Annotated in this window: 17 protein-coding genes; 8 read left to right on the forward strand and 9 right to left on the reverse strand. The window is 57.4% G+C overall.

The window, feature by feature from the left end:
• The first annotated feature begins 423 nt into the window (after positions 1-423).
• The 6 genes from addB (at position 424) to ACO6TI_RS08795 (ending at position 9,429) form a co-directional block, all read left to right on the forward strand.
• Positions 424-3,561 (forward strand): double-strand break repair protein AddB, encoded by a 3,138-nt coding sequence (addB, locus tag ACO6TI_RS08770; protein WP_422384768.1) that lies wholly within the window; start codon positions 424-426, stop codon positions 3,559-3,561.
• On the forward strand, positions 3,558-7,070 hold the full coding sequence (gene addA / locus ACO6TI_RS08775) for a double-strand break repair helicase AddA (RefSeq protein ID WP_422384769.1): 3,513 nt from the start codon (positions 3,558-3,560) through the stop codon (positions 7,068-7,070). The genes addB and addA overlap by 4 nt, the downstream gene beginning before the upstream one ends.
• An 85-nt stretch (positions 7,071-7,155) precedes the next feature.
• A complete protein-coding gene (trxA, locus tag ACO6TI_RS08780) occupies positions 7,156-7,476 on the forward strand; it encodes a thioredoxin (protein ID WP_029064241.1) in 321 nt (106 codons plus the stop codon).
• Between the two features lie 144 nt (positions 7,477-7,620).
• Positions 7,621-8,262 (forward strand): nucleotide exchange factor GrpE, encoded by a 642-nt coding sequence (grpE, locus tag ACO6TI_RS08785; RefSeq protein ID WP_055119771.1) that lies wholly within the window; start codon positions 7,621-7,623, stop codon positions 8,260-8,262.
• Positions 8,263-8,338: 76 nt separating this feature from the next.
• Positions 8,339-8,950: a trimeric intracellular cation channel family protein gene (locus ACO6TI_RS08790; protein ID WP_104701431.1), complete on the forward strand. Its 612-nt coding sequence runs from the start codon at positions 8,339-8,341 to the stop codon at positions 8,948-8,950.
• Between the two features lie 92 nt (positions 8,951-9,042).
• Entirely contained in the window at positions 9,043-9,429 is a 387-nt protein-coding gene (locus tag ACO6TI_RS08795) for a VOC family protein (protein ID WP_422384770.1), read from the forward strand.
• Positions 9,430-9,714: 285 nt separating this feature from the next.
• Here ACO6TI_RS08795 and ACO6TI_RS08800 read toward each other — a convergent pair whose 3' ends face one another.
• The 5 genes from ACO6TI_RS08800 to ACO6TI_RS08820 all read right to left on the reverse strand — a co-directional run bounded on the left by ACO6TI_RS08800 (position 9,715) and on the right by ACO6TI_RS08820 (position 13,769).
• The gene (locus ACO6TI_RS08800) at positions 9,715-10,623 is read right to left on the reverse strand and encodes an ornithine cyclodeaminase (protein WP_348315834.1); all 909 of its coding nucleotides are present in this window, start codon (positions 10,621-10,623) and stop codon (positions 9,715-9,717) included.
• A gap of 13 nt (positions 10,624-10,636) precedes the next feature.
• Entirely contained in the window at positions 10,637-11,002 is a 366-nt protein-coding gene (locus ACO6TI_RS08805) for a lipopolysaccharide assembly protein LapA domain-containing protein (RefSeq protein WP_055119316.1), read from the reverse strand.
• 63 nt (positions 11,003-11,065) lie between these two features.
• Entirely contained in the window at positions 11,066-11,365 is a 300-nt protein-coding gene (locus ACO6TI_RS08810; protein ID WP_008191762.1) for an integration host factor subunit beta, read from the reverse strand.
• 15 nt (positions 11,366-11,380) lie between these two features.
• Positions 11,381-12,367: a signal peptide peptidase SppA gene (gene sppA / locus ACO6TI_RS08815; RefSeq protein ID WP_029064248.1), complete on the reverse strand. Its 987-nt coding sequence runs from the start codon at positions 12,365-12,367 to the stop codon at positions 11,381-11,383.
• 154 nt (positions 12,368-12,521) lie between these two features.
• The gene (locus tag ACO6TI_RS08820; protein WP_104701434.1) at positions 12,522-13,769 is read right to left on the reverse strand and encodes an SLC13 family permease; all 1,248 of its coding nucleotides are present in this window, start codon (positions 13,767-13,769) and stop codon (positions 12,522-12,524) included.
• 136 nt (positions 13,770-13,905) lie between these two features.
• On the opposite strand from ACO6TI_RS08820, the gene ACO6TI_RS08825 reads away from it, so the two are divergent.
• Together ACO6TI_RS08825 and ACO6TI_RS08830 are read left to right on the forward strand one after the other, a co-directional pair.
• The gene (locus ACO6TI_RS08825; RefSeq protein ID WP_422384771.1) at positions 13,906-15,114 is read left to right on the forward strand and encodes an MFS transporter; all 1,209 of its coding nucleotides are present in this window, start codon (positions 13,906-13,908) and stop codon (positions 15,112-15,114) included.
• A gap of 213 nt (positions 15,115-15,327) precedes the next feature.
• Positions 15,328-15,732 (forward strand): GFA family protein, encoded by a 405-nt coding sequence (locus ACO6TI_RS08830; protein ID WP_108873306.1) that lies wholly within the window; start codon positions 15,328-15,330, stop codon positions 15,730-15,732.
• A 131-nt stretch (positions 15,733-15,863) separates the two neighbouring features.
• Here the strand turns inward: ACO6TI_RS08830 and ACO6TI_RS08835 are convergent, their stop codons facing one another.
• The 4 genes from ACO6TI_RS08835 to ACO6TI_RS08850 form a co-directional block, all read right to left on the reverse strand.
• The gene (locus ACO6TI_RS08835; protein WP_104701437.1) at positions 15,864-16,292 is read right to left on the reverse strand and encodes an FKBP-type peptidyl-prolyl cis-trans isomerase; all 429 of its coding nucleotides are present in this window, start codon (positions 16,290-16,292) and stop codon (positions 15,864-15,866) included.
• A 601-nt stretch (positions 16,293-16,893) separates the two neighbouring features.
• Positions 16,894-17,934 (reverse strand): substrate-binding domain-containing protein, encoded by a 1,041-nt coding sequence (locus ACO6TI_RS08840; RefSeq protein ID WP_029064253.1) that lies wholly within the window; start codon positions 17,932-17,934, stop codon positions 16,894-16,896.
• Between the two features lie 37 nt (positions 17,935-17,971).
• A complete protein-coding gene (locus ACO6TI_RS08845) occupies positions 17,972-18,985 on the reverse strand; it encodes an ABC transporter permease (RefSeq protein ID WP_055119329.1) in 1,014 nt (337 codons plus the stop codon).
• 10 nt (positions 18,986-18,995) lie between these two features.
• A complete protein-coding gene (locus ACO6TI_RS08850) occupies positions 18,996-20,510 on the reverse strand; it encodes a sugar ABC transporter ATP-binding protein (RefSeq protein WP_235808786.1) in 1,515 nt (504 codons plus the stop codon).
• Positions 20,511-20,551 lie beyond the last annotated feature (41 nt).

Here is a 20,551-nt window from a genome sequence, read left to right on the forward strand (position 1 = left end):
TTTCCTGCAAGCTTGCGCCTTGTATCCGGGCAAGACCACATTCAGCGATTCAAAGTCGTATGTGAGCGTTTGGCCGGTAGTCCAATTGAAGTACACGGAGCCTCTTGATGGATCCAGATCGGCTCATTTCCGAGACGCGGAGCGACGTTCGGTGCACGGTATCGGACCTGCTCGGCAGCGAGGAAGATGGGCCGAGTTTCGGACCAGAAGGGCGACTTTCCATTCCGCTGGTTGCCACTGGGGTCAAAGTGCAGAATATGCGCAAGACATCCCGCATCCAATGGAATGCCGATCAGATGCTTCGCCAGTTGAAAGGCGGACAACTTTGCGCTTCAAAACACGCGCGCACGGATGCAAGCCGATTGTGTCGCCATAACCGAAGACCGGGTCGAGCGGCTCCGTATTCTTCAAAAGGGTTTTAGAATGGCCGAGCGCGCGCGTCTCTATTCGGTTCCGCCATCCGTTCCCTTCCTCGAAACTCTCGTCGACAAGCTTGTTGAAGGCGCCCTGGTTCCGGGATTTTGTCCCCAGGACAATCCTCACCTTTTGCCTTCGGTGACACTGTATCTGCCGACGCGGCGCTCTGCACGGCTGCTTCCGCAGGTCTTTCAGAAGAAGTTCGGTGGAATACCGGTACTTCTGCCCGATATCAGGCCCGTTGGCGATGCGGATGAAGACGCTCAGAGCCTCGCGGCTGACATCGATCTTGCGCCCCTGCCACCGGCGATGCCCCTGCTAGAGCGTCACCTGGCAATGACCCGGCTCGTCAAGGCCTGGAAGGGAACCCTGCGCCGGGAAGCGCTGAGCTTGCGTCTGGACGAACCCCTGGGTGTTCCCGCTTCCACTGCGGATGCCGCCTGGCTCGCCGCAGATCTGCTGTCACTGATGGACGAGGTTGAGACCGAGGAGGCGGACTGGAGTGAACTGACCGCGCTCGTTCCGGAGGATTTTGCGCGCTATTGGCAGATCACGCTGGATTTTCTGAAGATCGTGCAGGAAGCCTGGCCGACCCACCTTGCCGAACGGGGACAGATGGATCCGAAAGCGCGCAGGTCCGCGCTGATACGTCGGGAAGCTCAGCGTCTTGCAAAGGCAGCACCTGGTAACCCCGTCATCGTCGCCGGGGTTACCGGATCAGTGCCTGCAACCGCAGAACTTTTGAAAGTTGTTGCCGGATTGAAGCAGGGCGTCATCGTGCTTCCGGGGCTTGATCAGCATCTCGATAACAGGTCCTGGGCAACGCTTGGGCAACGTAGCGCCGGTGCAACGACAAACGCTGCGCGGATCGACAAGGGCATGGCGACCTTGCCGTCTCATCCGCAATACTCGCTCAAGCAACTGCTCGACCGGCTCGGTGTTTCCCGTCCTGATGTCGCAACTCTCGGGGAGATTCCCGATCGTGCGAGGACACTCAGGGAAACACTTGTTTCTGAAGCCTTGCGGCCCGCCGATACGTCCGACGCCTGGACTGGCTTCCTTGCAGAAACGGGAAAGTCCGATCGTGCAGAAGCTCTCGAAGATGTCGCAATTCTGGTGGCGCGCAACGAAGCGGATGAAGCCCTGAGCCTGTCGATTGCCTTGCGTGAGGCGATTGAGCGGAATGAAATGGCGGCGTTGATTTCACCGGACAGGATGCTGACCCGACGGGTCGCGGCGGAATTGTCACGATGGAACATCCAGGTGGATGACAGTGCCGGGCGTCCGCTCGACCAGACTGCTCCGGCGATCCTGTCGGTCCTTGCAGCAAAGCTGGCCTTGAATGGATGTGAACCGATCGACCTTCTGGCGTTGCTCAAGCACCCGCTCGCACGTTTCGGTTTGCCGTTCAAGGATATCCGTTCCGCCGCGCGTGCATTGGAACGCGGCGTCATCCGTGGTCCGCGTGCAAGACCCGGAACCGGCGGTTTGCGTGCTGCGGTCGAAGCCAGCCGCGAGGAAGTGGACAACGCGCACATACCGCGCTGGAAGAAAGTGCACGAAGCGGACTGGGATGTGATTGTCGACCTTGTCGAAAGGCTCGCGGTCGCCCTGGCACCATTGGAAGATCTCGGTGAAAGCACTGAAGCGATCTCGGTCACCGACCTTGCGCGGCTTCATATTGAGGTCATCCAGGCCGTGGCGACGGACGATACCGGTTCCTTTGATGAGCTTTATGCCGGAGAGGCGGGTGAGGGTCTCGCACAGTTTCTGAGTGACCTTCTTGAAGGTGGGTCGAGCGGCCTGGATGTGCCGCCCGGCGAATGGCCGACCGTGTTGCCTGCATTGATGGCGGGACAGGCGGTGCGCCGAAGGCTTCCGGGAGATCAGAGAGTACAGATACTCGGTCCGATGGAGGCGCGTCTTCAGACATTTGATTTCGTGATCCTGGGCGGGCTCAATGAAGGTATCTGGCCGCAACGAACCCGCAATGATCCCTGGTTGAGCAGACCCATGAAGCGGGACATCGGTCTGGAGCCGCCGGAAAGGCGACTTGGTGCCGCAGCCCATGATTTCGCTCAGGGGCTCGGAGCAAGACGGGTACTCCTGTCTCGAGCCGCACGCGCTGACGGCGCCCCCACGGTCGCCTCCCGCTGGCTGCAGCGACTGACGACGCTCGCAGGTCCCGACGCGACCCGTTCGATGGAGCTGCGCGGAGGTACATACGCAAAACTGGCTGGTCTTCTGGACCAGCCGGATGGTCCGGTTAGGCCGGCAAAACGGCCTGTTCCAGCTCCCGCTCTCGGTGCAAGACCGAAATCGCTGTCGATCACGGAGATCGAGCGACTGATCCGCGATCCCTATGCGATCTATGCCCGTCACGTCCTGGAGCTGCAGGCGGTGGATCCCATCGGCGGCGAACCGGGAGCAGCCGACAAGGGAACCCTGATCCACGACGCCCTGGCCGAGTTTCTCGCAACCTGGTCGGGACCGTTTGATGACAGCGCCGTTGCAGCCCTCAAGGAGATCGGCGAAAAACTATTCGAGCCTCTCGATGCCTTTCCGGCCGTTCGGGCGTTGTGGTGGCCACGGTTCCAGAAGATCGCGACAGGATTTGTGGCCTTTGAGGAACGACGTTCGAAAGCGGTCGAGGAACGGTTTCTTGAGATTGGTGGCGGTGTGGAACTCACGCTGCCGGGCTTCGATTTCCGGCTGCGGGGACGCGCGGACCGTATTGATCTTATGACAACCGGAGACCTGGCTGTCATTGACTACAAGACGGGGCAGATCCCGTCCCAGAAGCAGGTCGATGCGTTGTTGTCTCCCCAGTTGCCTCTGGAAGCTGCCATGATCAGGAGGTCCGGGTTCAAGGATGTTCCATCAGGAAAGCAGATCTCCGAACTGCTTTATCTGCAACTGAAAGACGGTGCTGATCCGGTTCCACGCAATCCCAGGGAAACATCCTTGGAAGACCTCATTGAGGATGCCTGGCAACGCCTGGAACAATTGATCGCTCACTATTGCAATCCGCAAACCGGTTACCTCTCCCGTGCCCGGGTTATGCGCGGCAGGGCGATGGATGGTGACTACGATCACCTGGCACGCACCCAGGAATGGGCGTTGGGAGGCGAGGAACCGACATGAGCGGTATTCAGGTTCCCGAACTGACCAGAAAACGCCAGGACCTTGCGTCTCGTCCACGCGCATCGGCATGGGTGAGCGCCAATGCCGGTTCCGGAAAGACATTCGTGCTGTCGCGCCGGGTGGTCCGGCTGTTACTGGACGGGACAGACCCGAGCCGCATTCTGGCGCTGACGTTCACAAAGGCTGCGGCGGCGGAAATGGCGAACCGTGTCTTCGGCAACCTCGGCGCCTGGGTGACCATGCCCGATGAAACGCTCGCCGCCGAGCTTCGGGACATTGAGGGGCGCAAGCCCGATGCTGCGCGGCTGGCAATGGCGCGTCGGTTGTTTGCCCGGGCGCTGGAAACACCAGGTGGTCTGAAGATCCAGACGATCCACGGATTTTGCGAAGCCTTGCTTCACCAGTTCCCGTTGGAAGCAAACGTCGCCGGTCATTTTTCCGTGCTTGACGACCGGGTTGCCGCTGAGCTGATGGCAGAAGCGCGCGGGACCGTACTTCACCGGGCGGAATCTGAACCGGCCAGTCACCTTGGCCAGGCACTTGCTTCCGTCATATCGCTCATGAGCGATGGCGGCGCACAGAAGGCGTTGGAGGAACTGATCCAGAGCCGTGATGCGTTCCGCCGCTGGACGGTTGACGCAGGCAGCCTTGACGACGCTATTGAAGAACTTGCCGGGCTTCTGGGTGTTGACGGGTCCGACCGGCTTGACGAATTCGACGCGCGTTTCAGGACCGGCTGTCCGTTCGATCGGAACACCTGCCTGAGTTACGCGGAAGCCTTGAAAACGGGGGCCAAGACAGATCAGGCGCGTGCCGAAGCACTCGTTGAGGCTGCCCGTCAGAAAGACCCGGAAACTTTCCGGGCGGCGTGGCTGCCGGTCTTTTTGACATCGAAACTGGATCCTCGAAAATCACTCGCGACAAAAAAGGTGGCAGAGAATTTCCCTGAGATGATGGAAGCGCTGACCGCCGAGCAGTCGCGGTTGCTTTCGCTTCTGGAGGAACGCAGAAATATCGCCACATTTGAGGGGACTTCGTCGCTGCTCCGGTTGGCAGATGCGGTGATACGGCACTACGAACGCGCCAAGACGGCACGAGGCTTTCTCGATTTTGAGGATCTTGTCGTCAAGACGGCGACGTTGCTGCAGAAATCGGATGCTGCGCAATGGGTCCAGTACAAGCTTGACCAGGGGCTTGATCATATTCTCGTCGATGAAGCACAGGATACCAGCCCGCGGCAATGGGACGTGGTCACTTCGCTCGCCTCTGAATTTTTTGTTGGAGCCGGGGCGCATGAACGGACCAGAACACTCTTTGCGGTCGGTGATGAAAAACAGTCGATCTATTCCTTCCAGGGCGCTGTCCCGGCCTATTTCGATGCCATGCGGCGCGCATTTTCGAAGCAGGCAGATGCCGCGGAGCAGGAATTTCATTCGGTCAATCTGCAATTGTCCTTTCGTTCGACACCCGACGTGCTCGGCGCCGTTGACAGGGTTTTTCAAGAGGAATCCGCCCATCGTGGTTTGTCTCAGGAGGTCAGTGCTCCGGTACATGAAGCCATCAGGCGTGATCCCGGAATAGTGGATCTCTGGCCTCTCGAGGTGGAAGCCGACATCGAGGAGCCCGAGGACTGGCGGCTGCCGGTCGATCATGTCGGGTCCGGTAGCCCGATGCTGAAGGTTGCAAGGCGAATTGCAGCGCAGATCGCCGGCTGGATGCGCGAAGGCACAGCGGATCCGGGAGAAGTAATGATCCTGGTGCGCAAGCGGGGGCCGTTTGTCGAAGCGCTCAACCGGGAACTCAAGGAACTGAATGTTCCCGCAGCCGGCAGTGACCGGCTGGTTCTGACGGACCACATAGCGGTTCAGGATCTTGCTGCGCTCGGACGGTTCATGTTGTTGCCTGAAGACGATCTGTCGCTCGCCGCTGTGCTGAAGTGCCCGCTGTTCGGTCTGACCGACGAAAACCTGTTCGAAATAGCCAGGGAAACGGCGGCGAAAATTCGTCCCGGTACATTGTGGCAGATGCTGGTGAGGCGGTCGGAATCGTCCCCGCAATGGCATGACGTGAGGACCCGGCTGGAAGATTGGCGGGCTCGTGCCGACTTCGTTCCGCCTTATGAATTCTACTCCCGGCTTCTGGGGAGCGATGGCGGCCGCAAGGCGTTCCGCGCCAGGCTTGGCGTGGAAGTGGATGACGTTCTGGACGAGTTTCTGGCTCTGACGATCGCCTATGAACAGGCCGGGACGCCAGGCCTGGAAGGGTTTCTTGCCTGGATGGCTGCTGCTCCGACGGAAATCAAGAGAGAGCTGACCAACACCAAGGGCATGGTCAGGATCATGACCGTTCACGGCTCCAAGGGCCTGGAAGCAAAGACTGTCGTGCTCGTTGACCCCGGTGCTGCGCCCGTCAGCGCCATCCATGACCCCTCTTTTTTGCCACACGAACGACTGGCAAACGAATTGCTGCCTCCTGCATTGATCTGGCTGCCGCCGAAAGCCAGCCGGACACCCTGGCACGACGAGGCGGTCGAGACCTTGCGCGAGGCCCAGGCCGAGGAGTACCGGCGCCTGCTGTACGTCGCGCTGACCCGCGCCGAGGATCGACTGATCGTGTGCGGCTGGGAGCCGAAACGGGGGGCTCATGAAGAATGCTGGTATTCGCTTGTCGAACGGGCTCTGAAACCTGAGGCACGGGAATTGAGCGACCCGTCAGGGAATACTGTAGCCTGGCGTTGGCAAAAAAGCGCATCGGAGAGTGCGCTGGATATTTCGGAAGAAACATCGGTTCTGGATCAGCAGCCGGAAGATCGTCCGGCAAGCCTGCCCGGCTGGTTGACAGAAACCGTTTCACCATTGCCGAAGAAAAAACGGCTGCAACCCTCAAAAGCCTTCGAGGAGATGGAGGAAAAGGACGGTGTCGTTCCTGTTCCGGCGGCCAACCGGTTGCTGGCAGGCACGGAACCGGCTTCGTGGCCGCTGGAACGCGGCCGTCTTGTGCACCGGTTGCTGGAACTTTTGCCCGGTGTTCCGGTTGATGAGCGCATTTCAGCTGCCGAAAGGTTCCTGAAGCAAGCCTTGAAACCTCAGTTTTCCGGGAACATGGAGAAGCTTCTGAAGGAAGTGGTCGCCATCGTGCAGGGCGAAGCCTTCGCGCCGCTTTTCGAAGGCGATGCGCAGGCAGAAGTTCCTCTTGTCGGAACGATTCGCGCCGCCGATGGTACGGAAGTGGAGGTCTCAGGGCAGATTGACCGGTTGTTGGTGGAGGATAAACGGGTTGTGATTGTGGATTACAAGACGAACCTCTACCCACCTTCGACAACGGATGCGGTTCCGCTCGAGTATCGGGCGCAGTTGAGTGTTTACAGGGGGTTGCTGCGCCAGATTTTCCCCGGTCGTGACGTCCGGGCGTATCTCTTGTGGACCTCAGGTCCGTCGTTGATGGAGATTCCCGGCGATATTCTCGACAGAACCCTCGCCTCGCTGAAGCCAGACGGCAGTGCGGCTTGACGAGGGGCGTGACGCTACCTACGTTCGGGCCAACTGACACGTTTACATAGGGTAGGCGTGAGACATCGAACCACGAGATCTTGATATGGCTACCACCCAAGTTACCGATGCTTCCTTCGAAGCCGAAGTTCTGAAATCAGAAGATCCTGTTGTCGTAGACTTCTGGGCCGAATGGTGCGGTCCGTGTAAAATGATTGCGCCGGCCCTTGAGGAAATCTCCGAGGAGATGAACGGGGCGGTGAAAATCACCAAGCTCAACATCGACGAGAACCAGGACATGGCCATGAAGTATGGCGTCCGCTCCATTCCGATGCTGATCCTGTTCAAGGATGGCGAGCCCATGGCAACCCAGGTGGGAGCCGCTCCGAAGGGCAAACTGTCTGACTGGATCAAGAGCGCAATCTAATCTGGATTTGCTGCGGTTGCTCCGGCAGCGGAGCAGATGAACGCATCCGGCGGACAGGCAACGGCGTGTCCGCCGATTTGCTTTGAAATCTCTGCAACCGGTCGTATAAGCATCCGCAAACAGTTTGAGCCAAACGGAACATTCATGAGTGACGAGAACAAAACCCCGGAAGATCAGCCCTCAGGCGTAACTCCGGAGACCGAAGCCGCGGCATCGAGCCCGGAAACGGCGGAAGCAGAGGCGGTTGATCCGACAGAGGTTCTGAAGTCCGAGAACGCTGATCTGAAGGATCGGGCTCTGCGGACCATGGCGGAGATGGAAAATCTTCGCCGGCGGACCGAAAAGGAAGTCAGGGATGCACGGCAATACGCCGTATCGGGCTTTGCGCGTGACATGCTGACGGTATCCGACAACCTGCGCCGGGCGCTCGAAGCGCTGCCGGAAGACGACCGGAAGAACGCTGATGCCGGTGTTGCAGCCCTGATCGACGGCGTTGAAATGATTGAACGTGATCTGCTCAACCAGCTCGAAAAGAATGGTGTGAAAAAGCTGGATCCGGAAGGTCAGAAATTCGACCCGAACTTCCACCAGGCCATGTTTGAAGTGCCGAACACCGAAGTGCCGAACAATACTGTTGTTCAGGTCATGCAGGCCGGATACGTCATCGGTGAGCGTGTTCTGCGCCCGGCAATGGTCGGCGTATCAAAGGGCGGTCCAAAGGAAGTGCCGCAGCCACAGTCCGAAGGCAACGGCGACGCGGGCCAGACCGTCGACAAGAGCGCTTGACGGCAATCTCTTTTGACTCTTTTCTTGAAAGCCGCTTTCGACTGGTGTTGAAGCGGCTTTTTTGTTGGAGAACACGATGCTGCTTCAGCTGCTCGATTACCTGGGAGTGGCCGTTTTCGCGGTAACCGGCGGCATTGTTGCCTCCCGCAAACAGCTTGACTTCATTGCACTACTGTTTTTCGCGACGGTAACTGGCATTGGCGGCGGCACCTTGCGGGACCTCTTGCTGGGAGTCCCGGTTTTCTGGGTCGAGAACGAAGCCTATGTCCTGGTCTGTCTGTTCGTCAGCATTGTCGTCTGGTTTTTTGCGCATCTGATCGAGCGTTTGAGCAAGCCGCTGCGCTGGGCCGACGCGATCGGGATTTCGGCTTACTCGGTCATGGGCGCCGCCAAGGCCATGTCCGTTGGAGACACGGTGCTGGTGGCGGTGCTGATGGGAGTGGTGACGGCGACGTTTGGCGGAATAATCCGCGATACGATCGCAGGCGAGGCATCTTCCATCGTCAAGCCTGAAATCTATGTCAGCGCGGCTTTTGGCGGCGCTGGCAGCTTCGTGCTTTTGGCGGCAATGGGTACACCGCAGATCGTCGCGGCATGTCTGGCGGCGGCGGTGGCCCTGATACTGCGTGGCGGTGCGATCCTGCGGGGATGGACGTTGCCGGGATATGGCACGAGGCGCGACGGTTAGGTTCATTTCCATTCATGCATTGAGCCATGGCCTTGACGTCACAATGGCGCTAGCCTGTTGACCATCTTATTTGTTGCCAAGTGGAGGTCGTGATGGTTGAACACGGTGTTTTTTACTGGAATGAACTGATGACCAGGGACACGGAAAAAGCCAGAGCGTTTTACGGCAAGTCCATCGGGTGGACGTTTACGGAAATGCCAATGGATGGTGGCAGCACTTATATTGTTGCAAACCTTGGTGACAAACACGTTGGAGGCATGTTCCTGATGGAAGGTCCCCACTTCGATGGAGTTCCCGAACACTGGATGTCCTACATCGCCGTCGACAATGTCGATGAACGCCTCGAACTGGCAGTCGCTCATGGCGGAGAGGTTCTCAGACCACCGTTCGATGTGGAAGGTATCGGCCGGATAGCAATCCTCAAAGACGCCGGCGGCGCCGTCATGGGATGGATGACCCCGGCTGAAATGACTGGATGAAATTTGAGAAGAAACAACAAAGCCGGTTCCCAGGGAACCGGCTTTCGTTTGGCTTAATAGACAAGCCCCGACGTGGCTGAAACGTAAAAGATCAGACCGATCGCAATCGCTGGAAGGCTTGCCGAATAGGCAAGGGTCGTCAGCATGTTCTGCTCCTTTGAAAAACGACGTTGGCAAAGCGTATTCCCGGCTACCGGTTGTTTCGGCAGGCCCCCAGGTGTTCGCTTTGATGAATCATCCTCCACTGCGCACTTATGTGGCTATTGTCGGGGAATATTCCAGATCTCAGGATCTCAAAAAAATGTGTGCGGCGATTGCAAAGTCCGCCAGACCGGTCCGGGCACCGGGGAGAAAAAGCGTTCTTTGGCCATAGTAGCGCCTGCCTGCTTTCGATCCCTTGGCCAGATCCGAAAGGTCTGCTGCCCACTCCAGTTCCGCACGCGCGGGCGCCGTAAGGTCGGACGAAAACAGTCGGGACTCTTGAAGCAACTCGGAGGAAAGCGTGGCTGAGGGATCCAGAATGTCGACGTGACATCCGACCGGTGGATCAAGATAGGTCAGGGTGTCATAGCTGCCGGAGCTGTTGTCGGGACCCGCCACGCAGATGATGTCCGCGCCTTCTTGTGCCGCATGAATTTCGGAGGTCACTCCGAAATGAACATTACCAAGTTCCGGCTGGCTCGCGGCTTTTTTGCGAACTTCGGGTGATGTTCCGGCGAACAGGATGGATGTCAGGTTCCGAACTGTCGCGTAGGCTGAAAGTAGACGTGGCAGGCGAAGGTCGTCACCGATCACGAGCAATCGTCGTGCGTCCTCGCGCGACAGGTAGGATGCTGCGAGCGCATGAACACCGGCGGTGCGCCAGGTTCTCATGCGCATGCCGTCAACGAGCGCTATCGGCTGGCCGCCTGTCCCTGAATAGAGAAGATAGAGATTGGAAGCGAAGCCCTTGTTCTCGGGAAGGTCCAGATTCAGGCTGCAGCCGATATAACCGCGTGTCACATCATTTTGTTCGGCAAAGTTCGTCCAGGCGGGTTGGAGAGTGAGGTGCCCCGCCAGTTGGTCAAGCCGGTCGATCCTTAAATCCGGAGCAACTGGCGCCACGATATTCGAACGGAATGCCCGGCGAAGCGTCTCGAGAACATCCCGATCCTCAAGACAGGCATCAATCTCATCGCTTGAGATAATTCGCATTCATCAGCAGATTCTAGGCCGCAGACCGATCGCCCGGCCTCGGCAATCCCTTGACACCTGTGGCAGGTTGATTTGCAGCGGACATCTCGCGAAGCTGATCGGCTTCCTTATGCCATTTGTCGGCTTCACGCCGCTTGACCCGCGCTTCCTTGCGCCACCGGCCCTGTCTCGCCCAGGCTCCAAGTCCGCCGACAATAATACCGACACCCAGGCTGGCGAAAATCACCCAGAACAACGGAACATCGGGAATTGTCAGTCTGGGGTCCTGCGGGTCGAACGGGTTCAGTGACAGGGAAACCGTATGCCTGTTGGCCACAGACAAGGGAACCAGGACCACCGCGATCGCGAACAGGATCACATTCTTGATGAAACGGGTCACAGCGGTCTCCCGGAATAGTCAGTATGGAACTCGAATTGAAACGGGTGATCGTGCGAACCGGATTCAGTCGTCGCCGTGATCAACACCGTCGTTCAAACGTATACGCATTTCCTTACCGGTTTTGAAGAAGGGAACGTGTTTCTCGTCCACTTCCACTTTTTGTCCGGTGCGAGGATTGCGCCCGATGCGTGCCGGGCGGTTCTTTACGGAAAACGCTCCGAAGCCGCGAAGCTCGACACGATCTCCGCGCATGAGCGCCTCTGTGATTTCATCCAGGATCGCATTGACGATATTCTCGACATCCCGCTGGTAGAGATGCGGATTCTGTTCTGCGATATGCTGAACCAGCTCAGATTTGATCATGGAGAGCCCCCTGGCTTACGGTTTTTGTTCTGCCGCGTCAGAAGCCTGCCAAACGGATACGAGCCCGTCAAGCGTAAGGCCTCGAGGAATCAGCCCCTTAGCGTCATTTAACGGGTTTATGATGGCAGATCCGATCCCTTTTCCGAATTCACGGGAGATCCGGGAGGAAAACGGCAGCTCGTCAAGATTTTCATTTGTCGTCCATGTGACGACCGGAAGATCCTTGGTCACGCCCTTTTCCGCGACCAGCCATTCGACAGCTTTGTCTTCGCCGCCGATGGCATCAACCAGCTTGTTTTCCAGCGCGGAGTGGCCGGTCAGGACGCGACCGTTGGCAAGTTGTTTTGCCGTCGCGGGATCCAGCTTTCGTCGTTCGGCGACCAGTCCGACAAACCATTCATAAGAGTCATTTACAAGAGACTGCAGCATGGCGCGCGCCTGTGGGCTTGCTTCCGAATAAAAATCAGGCTCGGCTTTCAGAGGTGCACTCTTGACCGCTTCCATTTGAACACCGACCGTCTCCAGAAGTTTTTCCAGATTGCCGAATTGAAACAGCACACCGATCGAGCCGGTAATGGTGTTGTAGCGCGCAACGATGTGATCGGCCGCCAGGGCAACCATGTAGCCTGCGGACGTTCCGATCGTGCGGATCTCGGCGACCACCGGTTTCTTTTCGGCCAGGTCGCGCAGCGCCAGGTAAAGCGCTTCGCCGCCGGTTGTGCTGCCTCCGGGCGAATTGATGGAGATCACGACGCCCTTGACCGCGTCGGCCTTGCTGATCTTCTCGATCATCTGCAGCGTTTTGCGGTTTTCTATGATCACGCCTTCAATTGGGATCCGCGCGATATGTGCCGACCGCTTGGACAGGCCGGAAACACCTGAGACGTAGGCGAGGCCAGCGACAAGAGCTCCTGCGATCACGATGAATGTCGCGACGCGCCAGAAAGTCACCTTGCGCCGCAAACGTCGTCTATCCACCAGCGCGTCAACATCAACAGGCATGAACAGTTTGCTCCGACTAAGATCCTATGAAAACCAACAGCATACATAGGGTGAGTGGCGTGGAAATTGCAATCGCTTAATCCGACTTTGGCATCAGATTGCGGCGGTTTCGGGCAGGGGTGGCAATAATTCACCACATATCCGGCATCTTGCCTTACTCGGAAACAGAGACCAGAAATGCGACCCAGAGATAACAGACGAGCAGGGAGACGACAGTCACGGGCAAGACATAGCGCGTGAATTGCCAGAACTGGAACGGGGTCACGCCGTGCTTTTCGCTCTGCTGAACAATGATGACGTTGCTGGCCGCGCTCAAAATGAACAGATTGCCGGCAAGGGTGGAAATACCCGACAAAAGCATCAGGGTCGGGGTGTCGTGGTCCCGCAGCAGGTTCAGATAGATTTCCACCAGTGGAACATTCGAGAAGACCTGGCTGCCGAAAAACGCAATGGATGTAACCAGGATGGGTTCGCCCAGCTGGTCGTGCCAGGGACTGAGCCATTCCTGCAAGGCACCCGATTTCAGCACGGCGCCGGTCACGATGAACATGGAAACGAAGAAGATCAGCGTGTGCCAGTCAACTTCCTTTACCAGTTGAACCCGTTGCGATGAAAATACAAACAGCGGGATTGCCGCAATCAGGCTCAGTGCACCGAGCGGCAGGTCCGGCAGCCAGTCGCTGTCATGGGCGATACTGTCCGTCAGGACAAGTACGCACAACAGACCCGTGGCAAGAAGCGCTGGCCAGCGGCGCATTGTTTGTTCGTCCGGAGTGACATGTTCCGGAGCTCCTCCCTTCGGCGCTCTCTTGAAGCAGAACCAGAACCACAACAGCGTGAAGACGAGTGAAATCAGCGCCGGAACGGCGAGCCACTCCAGAAAGACGCCAACCGGATTGGTGAAGTGTCCATCTGCGACGATCAGCAGATTCTGGGGGTTGCCGACAGGCGAAAACATGCTTCCGACCGTCACGGAAACACAAAGGGCGATCAATGGCAGTGCTGCCGAAATGCCGAGGCTCGCTGCGATGGCAATGGCGATTGGTGTTCCAATCGCCGCGGCGGCATCGTTGGTCAGGACGGCCGAGATGGCGGTCACGAACAGGATGAAGAAGAACAGGATCTGCGGAATGGAACGTGAGTCGGCACATATCCAGTTGCTGACCTTTTCCGATATCCCGGAGGCAAACAGCGCGTGAGAGATCGCGAAAACACCAAACAGGTAGGCAATTACATCCCAATCCACCGCATTCAATGCTTCTGAAGGCGAAATATTACCTGTGACAAGCACGATAACTGCGCCGATTGTCATGATCATCCAGATCTTAAGCCAATCCGGCAACCATTGCCGGATCGCAATCATGAAAAAAACAAATATAGATACAATTAAACTTAAAGGCATCTAACTATTTCTCATGGTTATTCTATTGAAGACCGTTGTTAGTCTATTTTTGCAAGGATATAAATGCAAAATTAAATTTCCGTTTGTGATAGTCCTGTACTACGTAAAAACTCATACCGGTTCCGGGGCGAAAGTCATGCAGTTGAATAGATCGTTGCTCGGCGTGAATTTCTTCGCCGGAGATGTCGTGGGCGGGATCGGCCCTTATCTCGCAATTTATCTTCTGACGCTTCAACACTGGTCGCCCGGTTCGATCGGGATCGCGCTCGCTGCCGGCAGTATCGCAACCGTCGTCATGCAATCACCGGCCGGTGCCATTGTCGACACAGTCAAGTGGAAGCGGACGTTGTTGATCGGCTGCGCCATCGCGATTGCGTGCAGCACGATCGGCATTCTGGTGTTCAATGATGCTTTTACAGTTTATACGGCACAGATTCTGATCGGCTCGGCGTCTGCCTTTCTTGGCCCCCTGATTGCCGCCGTCACCCTCGGGCTGGTCGGGCACGCCTATTTCACCAGGCAGACCAGCGCCAACCAGGCCTGGAACCATGCCGGTAACATGATCGCGGCCATGCTTGCGGCCATTCTTGCCTTGACCTGGTCAGCGCTCGGGGTTTTCTGGCTAGTGGCGGCCATGGCCTGCGGCATGATTGTCTGCGCGCTTTTGATCAACAAGGATGAGATTGATCACGACCTGGCCCGTGGCGGTGTCGCGGAGGAAAATGCGGGTGAAAAAGCCCCGGAAGGTATCTTGAGTCTTTTCGAAGACAGGCGGCTGTTTGTTTTCGCGATCTGCATCTTCCTGTTTCATTCTGCCAATGCCTCCATGCTGCCATTGGTCAGCCAGAAACTGTCGTCCAACAGTGACGCCGAGCATGGGGTTGCCTTTACGGCGGCCTGTGTGATTGCCGCGCAACTGGTGATGATCGTCATGGCGATCTTCTGCGGAAAAAAAGCGGACGTCTGGGGGCGCAAGCCTTTGTTGCTGATCGCGTTTCTAGTGCTTCCGATCCGGGGAATTCTGTTCAGCCAGTTCGACAACACATTCGCGCTCGTTGCCATTCAGGCTCTTGACGGGGTTGCCAATGGTATCTTCGCAATGGTGTTTCTCCTGGTTCTGGCCGATATCACCGCCGGGACGGGACGGTTCAATTTCGCCCAGGGCGTTCTGGCAATGCTGATCGGAATCGGGGCATCCCTCAGCAACATAGTTGCCGAGTATATCGTGCAATACACCAGCTACACGGTCGGCTTTTTAAGCCTCGCGGCGACAGCGGCGGTCGGCCTTGTCATCTATGTGGTGTTCATGGAAGAGACGCTGGTGCGGGATCGCCCGAGCGGCTAGGAGCCTTTGCCTGACGGTTGGTTCAGCGTGATTTCTTTCGGCGCGCTGGCAGCCTTCGTTTTGTTGGAAGCAAACTCTTGAGGAGAACATTCCGCGAGATCCGAAACTGCGGGTACCTTGCGGAAGTCGCATTTTCTCAATCATTCTCCGTTTTTGACAGGCGCGACGTTTCCTGCCGGATCTAGACTGAAGTCTTCAGTTCGGGAGAAAACAATGCGCGGAAGTTGCCTTTGCAGCCGGGTGAAATACCGGATTTCGGGTTCTCCAAGATCAATTGTCGGATGCCATTGCAACCAATGCAGAAAAGCATCAGGCCACTACGTTGCAGCAACACAGGTGTTGAAGAGTTTCGTGGAACTTCAGGGGATTGAAAATGTCACATGGTTTCAATCGTCTGAAACGGCAGAGCGAGGGTTCTGCAAGACCTGTGGCAGCCAGCTTTTCTGGAGAAGGCATGGCAGTGATTATGTTTCGGTTATGGCTGGAACAATCGACGGAAACACTGGTCTGAAGATGGACAGACAGCTCTATCCCGAGACCAAGGGCGACTATTATCAGTTGCCCGAGGGCGAATTGGTGGATCAGTCGAGCCTGCAGGACCAATCGCCCGATACTTAACCGGCATGCCTGGACCTGGAGCGAGGGAGGCAGGCAAACTTTGCGGCTTGCCAAATCCAGGGTCGAGCAGGGCTCGACCGCGGATTTGCCGGCATGGCGGAGAGACTGTTTCGACCGTCTCTCATGTCAGGTCAGCTGATCCCCGTCAGCTGAATCTCGAATGTCAGCGCTTTTCCTGCCAGTGGATGATTTGCGTCCATCACGACTTCGTCGTCGGAGATTTCGACGACGGTGACGGACATTGTCTGGCCGTTCTCGGTCTGCGCCTGCAGTTGCAGTCCGACTTCCAGCGGGATGTTGGCAGGTATCGTCGCGCGCGGCACCGTTTGCCTTGCTGCAGGGTCGGAAGGCCCATAGGCGTCTTCCGGTTCGATGCGCACGGTTTTTTCGTCACCAACCTTCATTCCAGCGATTTCCCGGTCGAGACCCGGAATGATCTGACCTGAACCGACCGTGAATTCCAGTGGTTCGCGACCTTCCGAGCTGTCGAAAACCGAGCCGTCGTCCAGCGTGCCCTTATAGTGTAGTTGTACCGTGTCGCCGCTCTTGGCCTCGGTCATGATGGGGTTCGCAATTCTGTCTGGAGTGAGATTTGAGACCGCGTGAACCAGGCGGGTACTCGTCGTATGAATTTGAGCGTAAAGAATTGGATTGAAATGTCAAAGACCGGTTGTGCGGCTCGGGAAACAGGGTTTGATTTTCAGAACTTGTTATGGACATACCCTGGGAATCCGGCCGGGTCCCGGCCGTGCTCATATCTGCAAACAAACAGCCCCGGGTCTTCAATCCTGATTTCTGACGTTCTGGGTTTGCGTTTCATTCTTGGCCGTTGCAATCCTCCGCCACCGGTCGCGCTGACCCGGTAAAACACGTCTTCCTGTTATTTCTGAACACTGCAATTCCGTCGGGAGAAGGCGATTTCTTCACGCATCGCAGATATGCCGAGTTCTGCATCGAGTGTTGCATGAGGCGCATGGCAAACAAAACAAAAATGCATTGAAAAGTAAGGAATATGAGTGGCTTAGGCGTCGAGCAGTTTGAATGAAAGGCAGGTTTTGATAGCGCTTCAAACTGATGAGGATTGCAAAACAGACGTCAATGTTGCGAGGCAAAACAAAACCCGGCACCAGGTGCCGGGTTTCATTATTCAAGACGTCCAACTCAGCGTTTCGGCAGCGGGATCCACTCGGCGACAGAAACGTCCGCGTGCTGGAACTGGGGCATCTTTTCGCCAAGGTCTCCCATGTTGCGCACGTCCTGCTCATTGAGGAAGTCCTGGGTGATCAGGGTTGGCGGAACGATGACCTGCTTGCCCGGGTCTTCACCGGCGAGCATCAGGGCAAGTGTGCGAACACTGACTTCGCCAACCACGGCGGGGTTGGTGGCGACGGTAGCGGCCCACGCTGAGTCAGGCTCGCGCATCGCGGAAATGTCGGCTGTTGAGACGTCTGCGGAATAGATCTTGATATCCTGGCTCAGGCCGGCTTCGTCAACCGCGATTTTCACGCCTTTTGCAAATTCATCATAGGGCGCGAATACCACGTTGATCGTCGGGTTCGCCTGCAACACGGACCGCGCCTGGTTGGCAACGGAATTGGCGATCGGGTTGTCGAGCGTGCCGAACATGGCCGCTTCCTTGATGCCCGGGTTGTCTTTCTTGACTTCCTTCCAGGCAACGTCCCGGCGATCAAGCGGTGCGATACCGGGAACATAGACATATCCCGCAGTAAAGGTATCTCCATTGTCCTTGATGGCCTGCTCAAGGGCCAGCTTTCCGAGCATGTAGTCAGATTGTTCGACCTGCGGAATGGCATCGTTTTCGACATTCACGTCAAAGGCAACAACCTTGATACCGGCATCGACGGCACGTTGCGCGGCAGGTTTCATGGATTCTGTCAGCCCGTGCTGGATGACGATCCCGTCAACACCAAGCGCAATTGCCTGATCCACCATGTCGGCCTGAAGCGCCGCGTCCTGACGGCTGTCGAAGACACGCAGGTCGACGCCGAGCGCCTCGGCCTGTTTTTCGACACCTGACAGGTAGGATTGGAAGAAGTCACCGGTTGAGAGATAACGGACGAGCGCGATCTTTACCTCTTCCGGCTTGTCGAAGGGAGCCGGCATATCCGCAGCAAATGCGCTGCCTCCAGTGAAGCTAAGTCCGGCCACAAGGGCCATTTTCATCAAATCACGTCTGAGCATATTGTTTCCTCCCAATATGAACGGCGCCTTGCGGGCGTCACGCTGTTCTCCTGCCACCGCGTCGCGAGGACAGGTAGAATGTGAAAACGAGGGCCGCGACCAGTACGGCCCCCTTTACAAAATCCTGCATGTAGTAGGGGGCATTCATCATGGTCAGCCCTTGCAGAAGAATCCCGACAAAGAGCGCGCCGGCCGCCGTCCCGAACGCGTTCGGACGTGCCGCGCCCAGAACTGCAAATCCAATCAGGGCGGCGGCCACGCTGTCGAGCAGAAGGTTGTTTCCGGACGCGATGTCGCCGCGCCCGAGGCGCGCAGCCAGCAGAATGCCGCCGACGGACGCCAGCATTCCGGAAATCATGTAGGCAACGATCTTGTAACGATGGACATTCGTGCCGACGAGACCCGCCGCCCGTTCGTTGGAGCCGATCGCGTACATCAGCCGACCGTGCCGGGTGTAGCCGAGAAACAGCCAGATCAGCAGGGCAATCAGCAGAAAAACCACGACCGGCACGGGAACCAGTCGATCCAGGAACAGGTCGAACCGATGGCGGCCAAGCCACAGGAACGCTGCCGAAAAAGTGCCCTCGGCAACGGATCCGTCTTCAAGGCTCATGCCGGTTGCGATGGAATTGCCTTGTGTCGGAATGCGCTGCAAGCCGATCAGAAGGAACATCATGCCAAGCGTTGCGAGTAGGTCCGGGACCCGCATCTTGACGATCAGAAGACCGTTCACCAGCCCGACAAGGGCACCCATGAGAAGGCACACCGCAACGGCCACGAAGGCGGATTGTTCGAGAATGACCATCGTGTAGGCCGACAACATCAGGGCGGAGGTCGCAACCGAGCCGATGGAAAGATCAAATCCACCGACAACAAGCGTACAGGTCACGCCCAATGCCAGAATTCCGGTGATGGCGACGGACTGTAGAATGAAGACGGCCGAGCGCGGGCTGGCAAAGCCGCTTGCGTAAAGCGAAAAGAAGAGTGCGAGCCCGCCGAGCAGGATCAGAAAGCCGTATTTGATGGCAAAATCGAGTGCGTTCTTGTTCATTTTTCAAATATCATCCTGCGAGAGCCAGCCGCTCACCGGGGCCGGACACATCCGCAACCAGGCTGTTCAGGTCCACGTTCTTGTTTTTGTGTTCACCGGCAATTGCCGCTTCGTTCAGAACCACGATCCGGTCTGCTATTTCCAGTGCCTCGTCGATCTCGGCAACGAAGACGAGAGTTGTCCGCCCGTTTGCCGTTTGTCGGATATACCGCCCGATGTCGCGCCGAGCGCCAATGTCGACACCCTGAAAGGGTTCGTCGAGCAACAGGACCCTGGAAGCCTTGAGTAACCACCTCCCGATCATGACCTTCTGCTGATTGCCACCCGACAGCGTGTCGATACCATCGGAATTGGACTGGCAGACGACACCGATCTTGTCGATCATGTCATCCGTGGAACGACGTTGCGCCTTGTCGTTCAAAAACGAAAGGCCGCTGAAGGCACCGAGGAACGGTACTGTCATGTTGTTGGCGATATCGAAATCGGGGACGACGGCATTCACGCTACGGTCCTTGGGAGACATGAACACGCCTTTTGAAACCGCATCACCGGCCCCGTGCGGCCGGTAATCCTTGTCGTCTAGAAGAAGACGTCCCGCCGCGGGCTCTGAAAGTCCGTAGATGATTTCAGCCAGACGTGTCTTGCCGGAACCGAGCAGTCCGGTAAACGCGACAACTTCGCCCTCCCGGGCCTCGAAGTCGATTTCCCGGCTGTCTTCGAAAAGTTTCAGGCCTTCGATCCGCAAAACAGGTTCACCACCTTCGACAGGATCGATATCCACTTCGGTCATCTGGTGTCCGAGCATGGCATTGACCGCACCGACATAGTCGAGCGGATCGGTCTCAAACAGGCCCGAAATGGCCCCGTCGCGCATGGAAATGATCCGGTCGGCCACCCGACGGATGTCCGACATGCGGTGGGATATATAGAGGATGGCCACCCCTTCCGCGCGCAGCCTGTCGATCAGAGCAAACAGGCGTTCTGCTTCCGATGACGACAGGGACGAAGTGGGCTCGTCGAGAATGAGCAGTTTCGGTGCCCGTGCCATGGCGCGTGCGATGGCGATCATCTGACGGTCGGCAACATCGAGATCTGCGACGCGCATGCGTACATCCATCGTCAGCCCCATGCCTTCTGCGACCTCGCGTGCCTGCCGGCGCAGCTTTCGGTCATTGACGAACAAGCCGACACCGGGTTCCGTCAATCGGTCGAGGGTCAGGTTTGTCGCCACGTCCAGGTCCGGGATCACGCCGTCGTCGATGGATTGGTGGACTGTAACCACGCCTTTTGAAATGGCGTCGGCCGCGTCGGTCGGAGCGAATGGTTCGCCACCCAGCTCAATGTGTCCTGCATCGGCAAAGTGATAGCCACACAGCACCTTTACGAGCGTCGACTTGCCCGCGCCGTTGGCTCCCATCAATGCCGTTACTTCGCCGGACCGCAAATCCAGATCGATGCCCTTGAGAACGTGATTCTGCCCGAAGGACTTTTCCAGACCGCGGAGTTTGCAGGTGACGTTTTTCACCGTTCCTCCCAATATTTCACGAGCTCCACTCCCGTTGGATA

This window comes from Roseibium album, assembly GCF_965233825.1.
Lineage (GTDB): Bacteria > Pseudomonadota > Alphaproteobacteria > Rhizobiales > Stappiaceae > Roseibium > Roseibium album.

What these genes read in the sequence shown, in the direction of transcription:
- ACO6TI_RS08830 (WP_108873306.1), top strand. Translation starts at nt 15,328, where the DNA reads ATGCGCGGAAGTTGCCTTTGCAGCCGGGTGAAATACCGGATTTCGGGT.
- ACO6TI_RS08825 (WP_422384771.1), top strand. Translation starts at nt 13,906, where the DNA reads ATGCAGTTGAATAGATCGTTGCTCGGCGTGAATTTCTTCGCCGGAGAT.
- ACO6TI_RS08840 (WP_029064253.1), bottom strand. Translation starts at nt 17,934, where the DNA reads ATGCTCAGACGTGATTTGATGAAAATGGCCCTTGTGGCCGGACTTAGC.
- ACO6TI_RS08820 (WP_104701434.1), bottom strand. Translation starts at nt 13,769, where the DNA reads ATGCCTTTAAGTTTAATTGTATCTATATTTGTTTTTTTCATGATTGCG.
- ACO6TI_RS08810 (WP_008191762.1), bottom strand. Translation starts at nt 11,365, where the DNA reads ATGATCAAATCTGAGCTGGTTCAGCATATCGCAGAACAGAATCCGCAT.
- addA (WP_422384769.1), top strand. Translation starts at nt 3,558, where the DNA reads ATGAGCGGTATTCAGGTTCCCGAACTGACCAGAAAACGCCAGGACCTT.
- ACO6TI_RS08790 (WP_104701431.1), top strand. Translation starts at nt 8,339, where the DNA reads ATGCTGCTTCAGCTGCTCGATTACCTGGGAGTGGCCGTTTTCGCGGTA.
- ACO6TI_RS08800 (WP_348315834.1), bottom strand. Translation starts at nt 10,623, where the DNA reads ATGCGAATTATCTCAAGCGATGAGATTGATGCCTGTCTTGAGGATCGG.
- sppA (WP_029064248.1), bottom strand. Translation starts at nt 12,367, where the DNA reads ATGCCTGTTGATGTTGACGCGCTGGTGGATAGACGACGTTTGCGGCGC.
- ACO6TI_RS08845 (WP_055119329.1), bottom strand. Translation starts at nt 18,985, where the DNA reads ATGAACAAGAACGCACTCGATTTTGCCATCAAATACGGCTTTCTGATC.
- ACO6TI_RS08795 (WP_422384770.1), top strand. Translation starts at nt 9,043, where the DNA reads ATGGTTGAACACGGTGTTTTTTACTGGAATGAACTGATGACCAGGGAC.
- trxA (WP_029064241.1), top strand. Translation starts at nt 7,156, where the DNA reads ATGGCTACCACCCAAGTTACCGATGCTTCCTTCGAAGCCGAAGTTCTG.
- grpE (WP_055119771.1), top strand. Translation starts at nt 7,621, where the DNA reads ATGAGTGACGAGAACAAAACCCCGGAAGATCAGCCCTCAGGCGTAACT.
- addB (WP_422384768.1), top strand. Translation starts at nt 424, where the DNA reads ATGGCCGAGCGCGCGCGTCTCTATTCGGTTCCGCCATCCGTTCCCTTC.
- ACO6TI_RS08835 (WP_104701437.1), bottom strand. Translation starts at nt 16,292, where the DNA reads ATGACCGAGGCCAAGAGCGGCGACACGGTACAACTACACTATAAGGGC.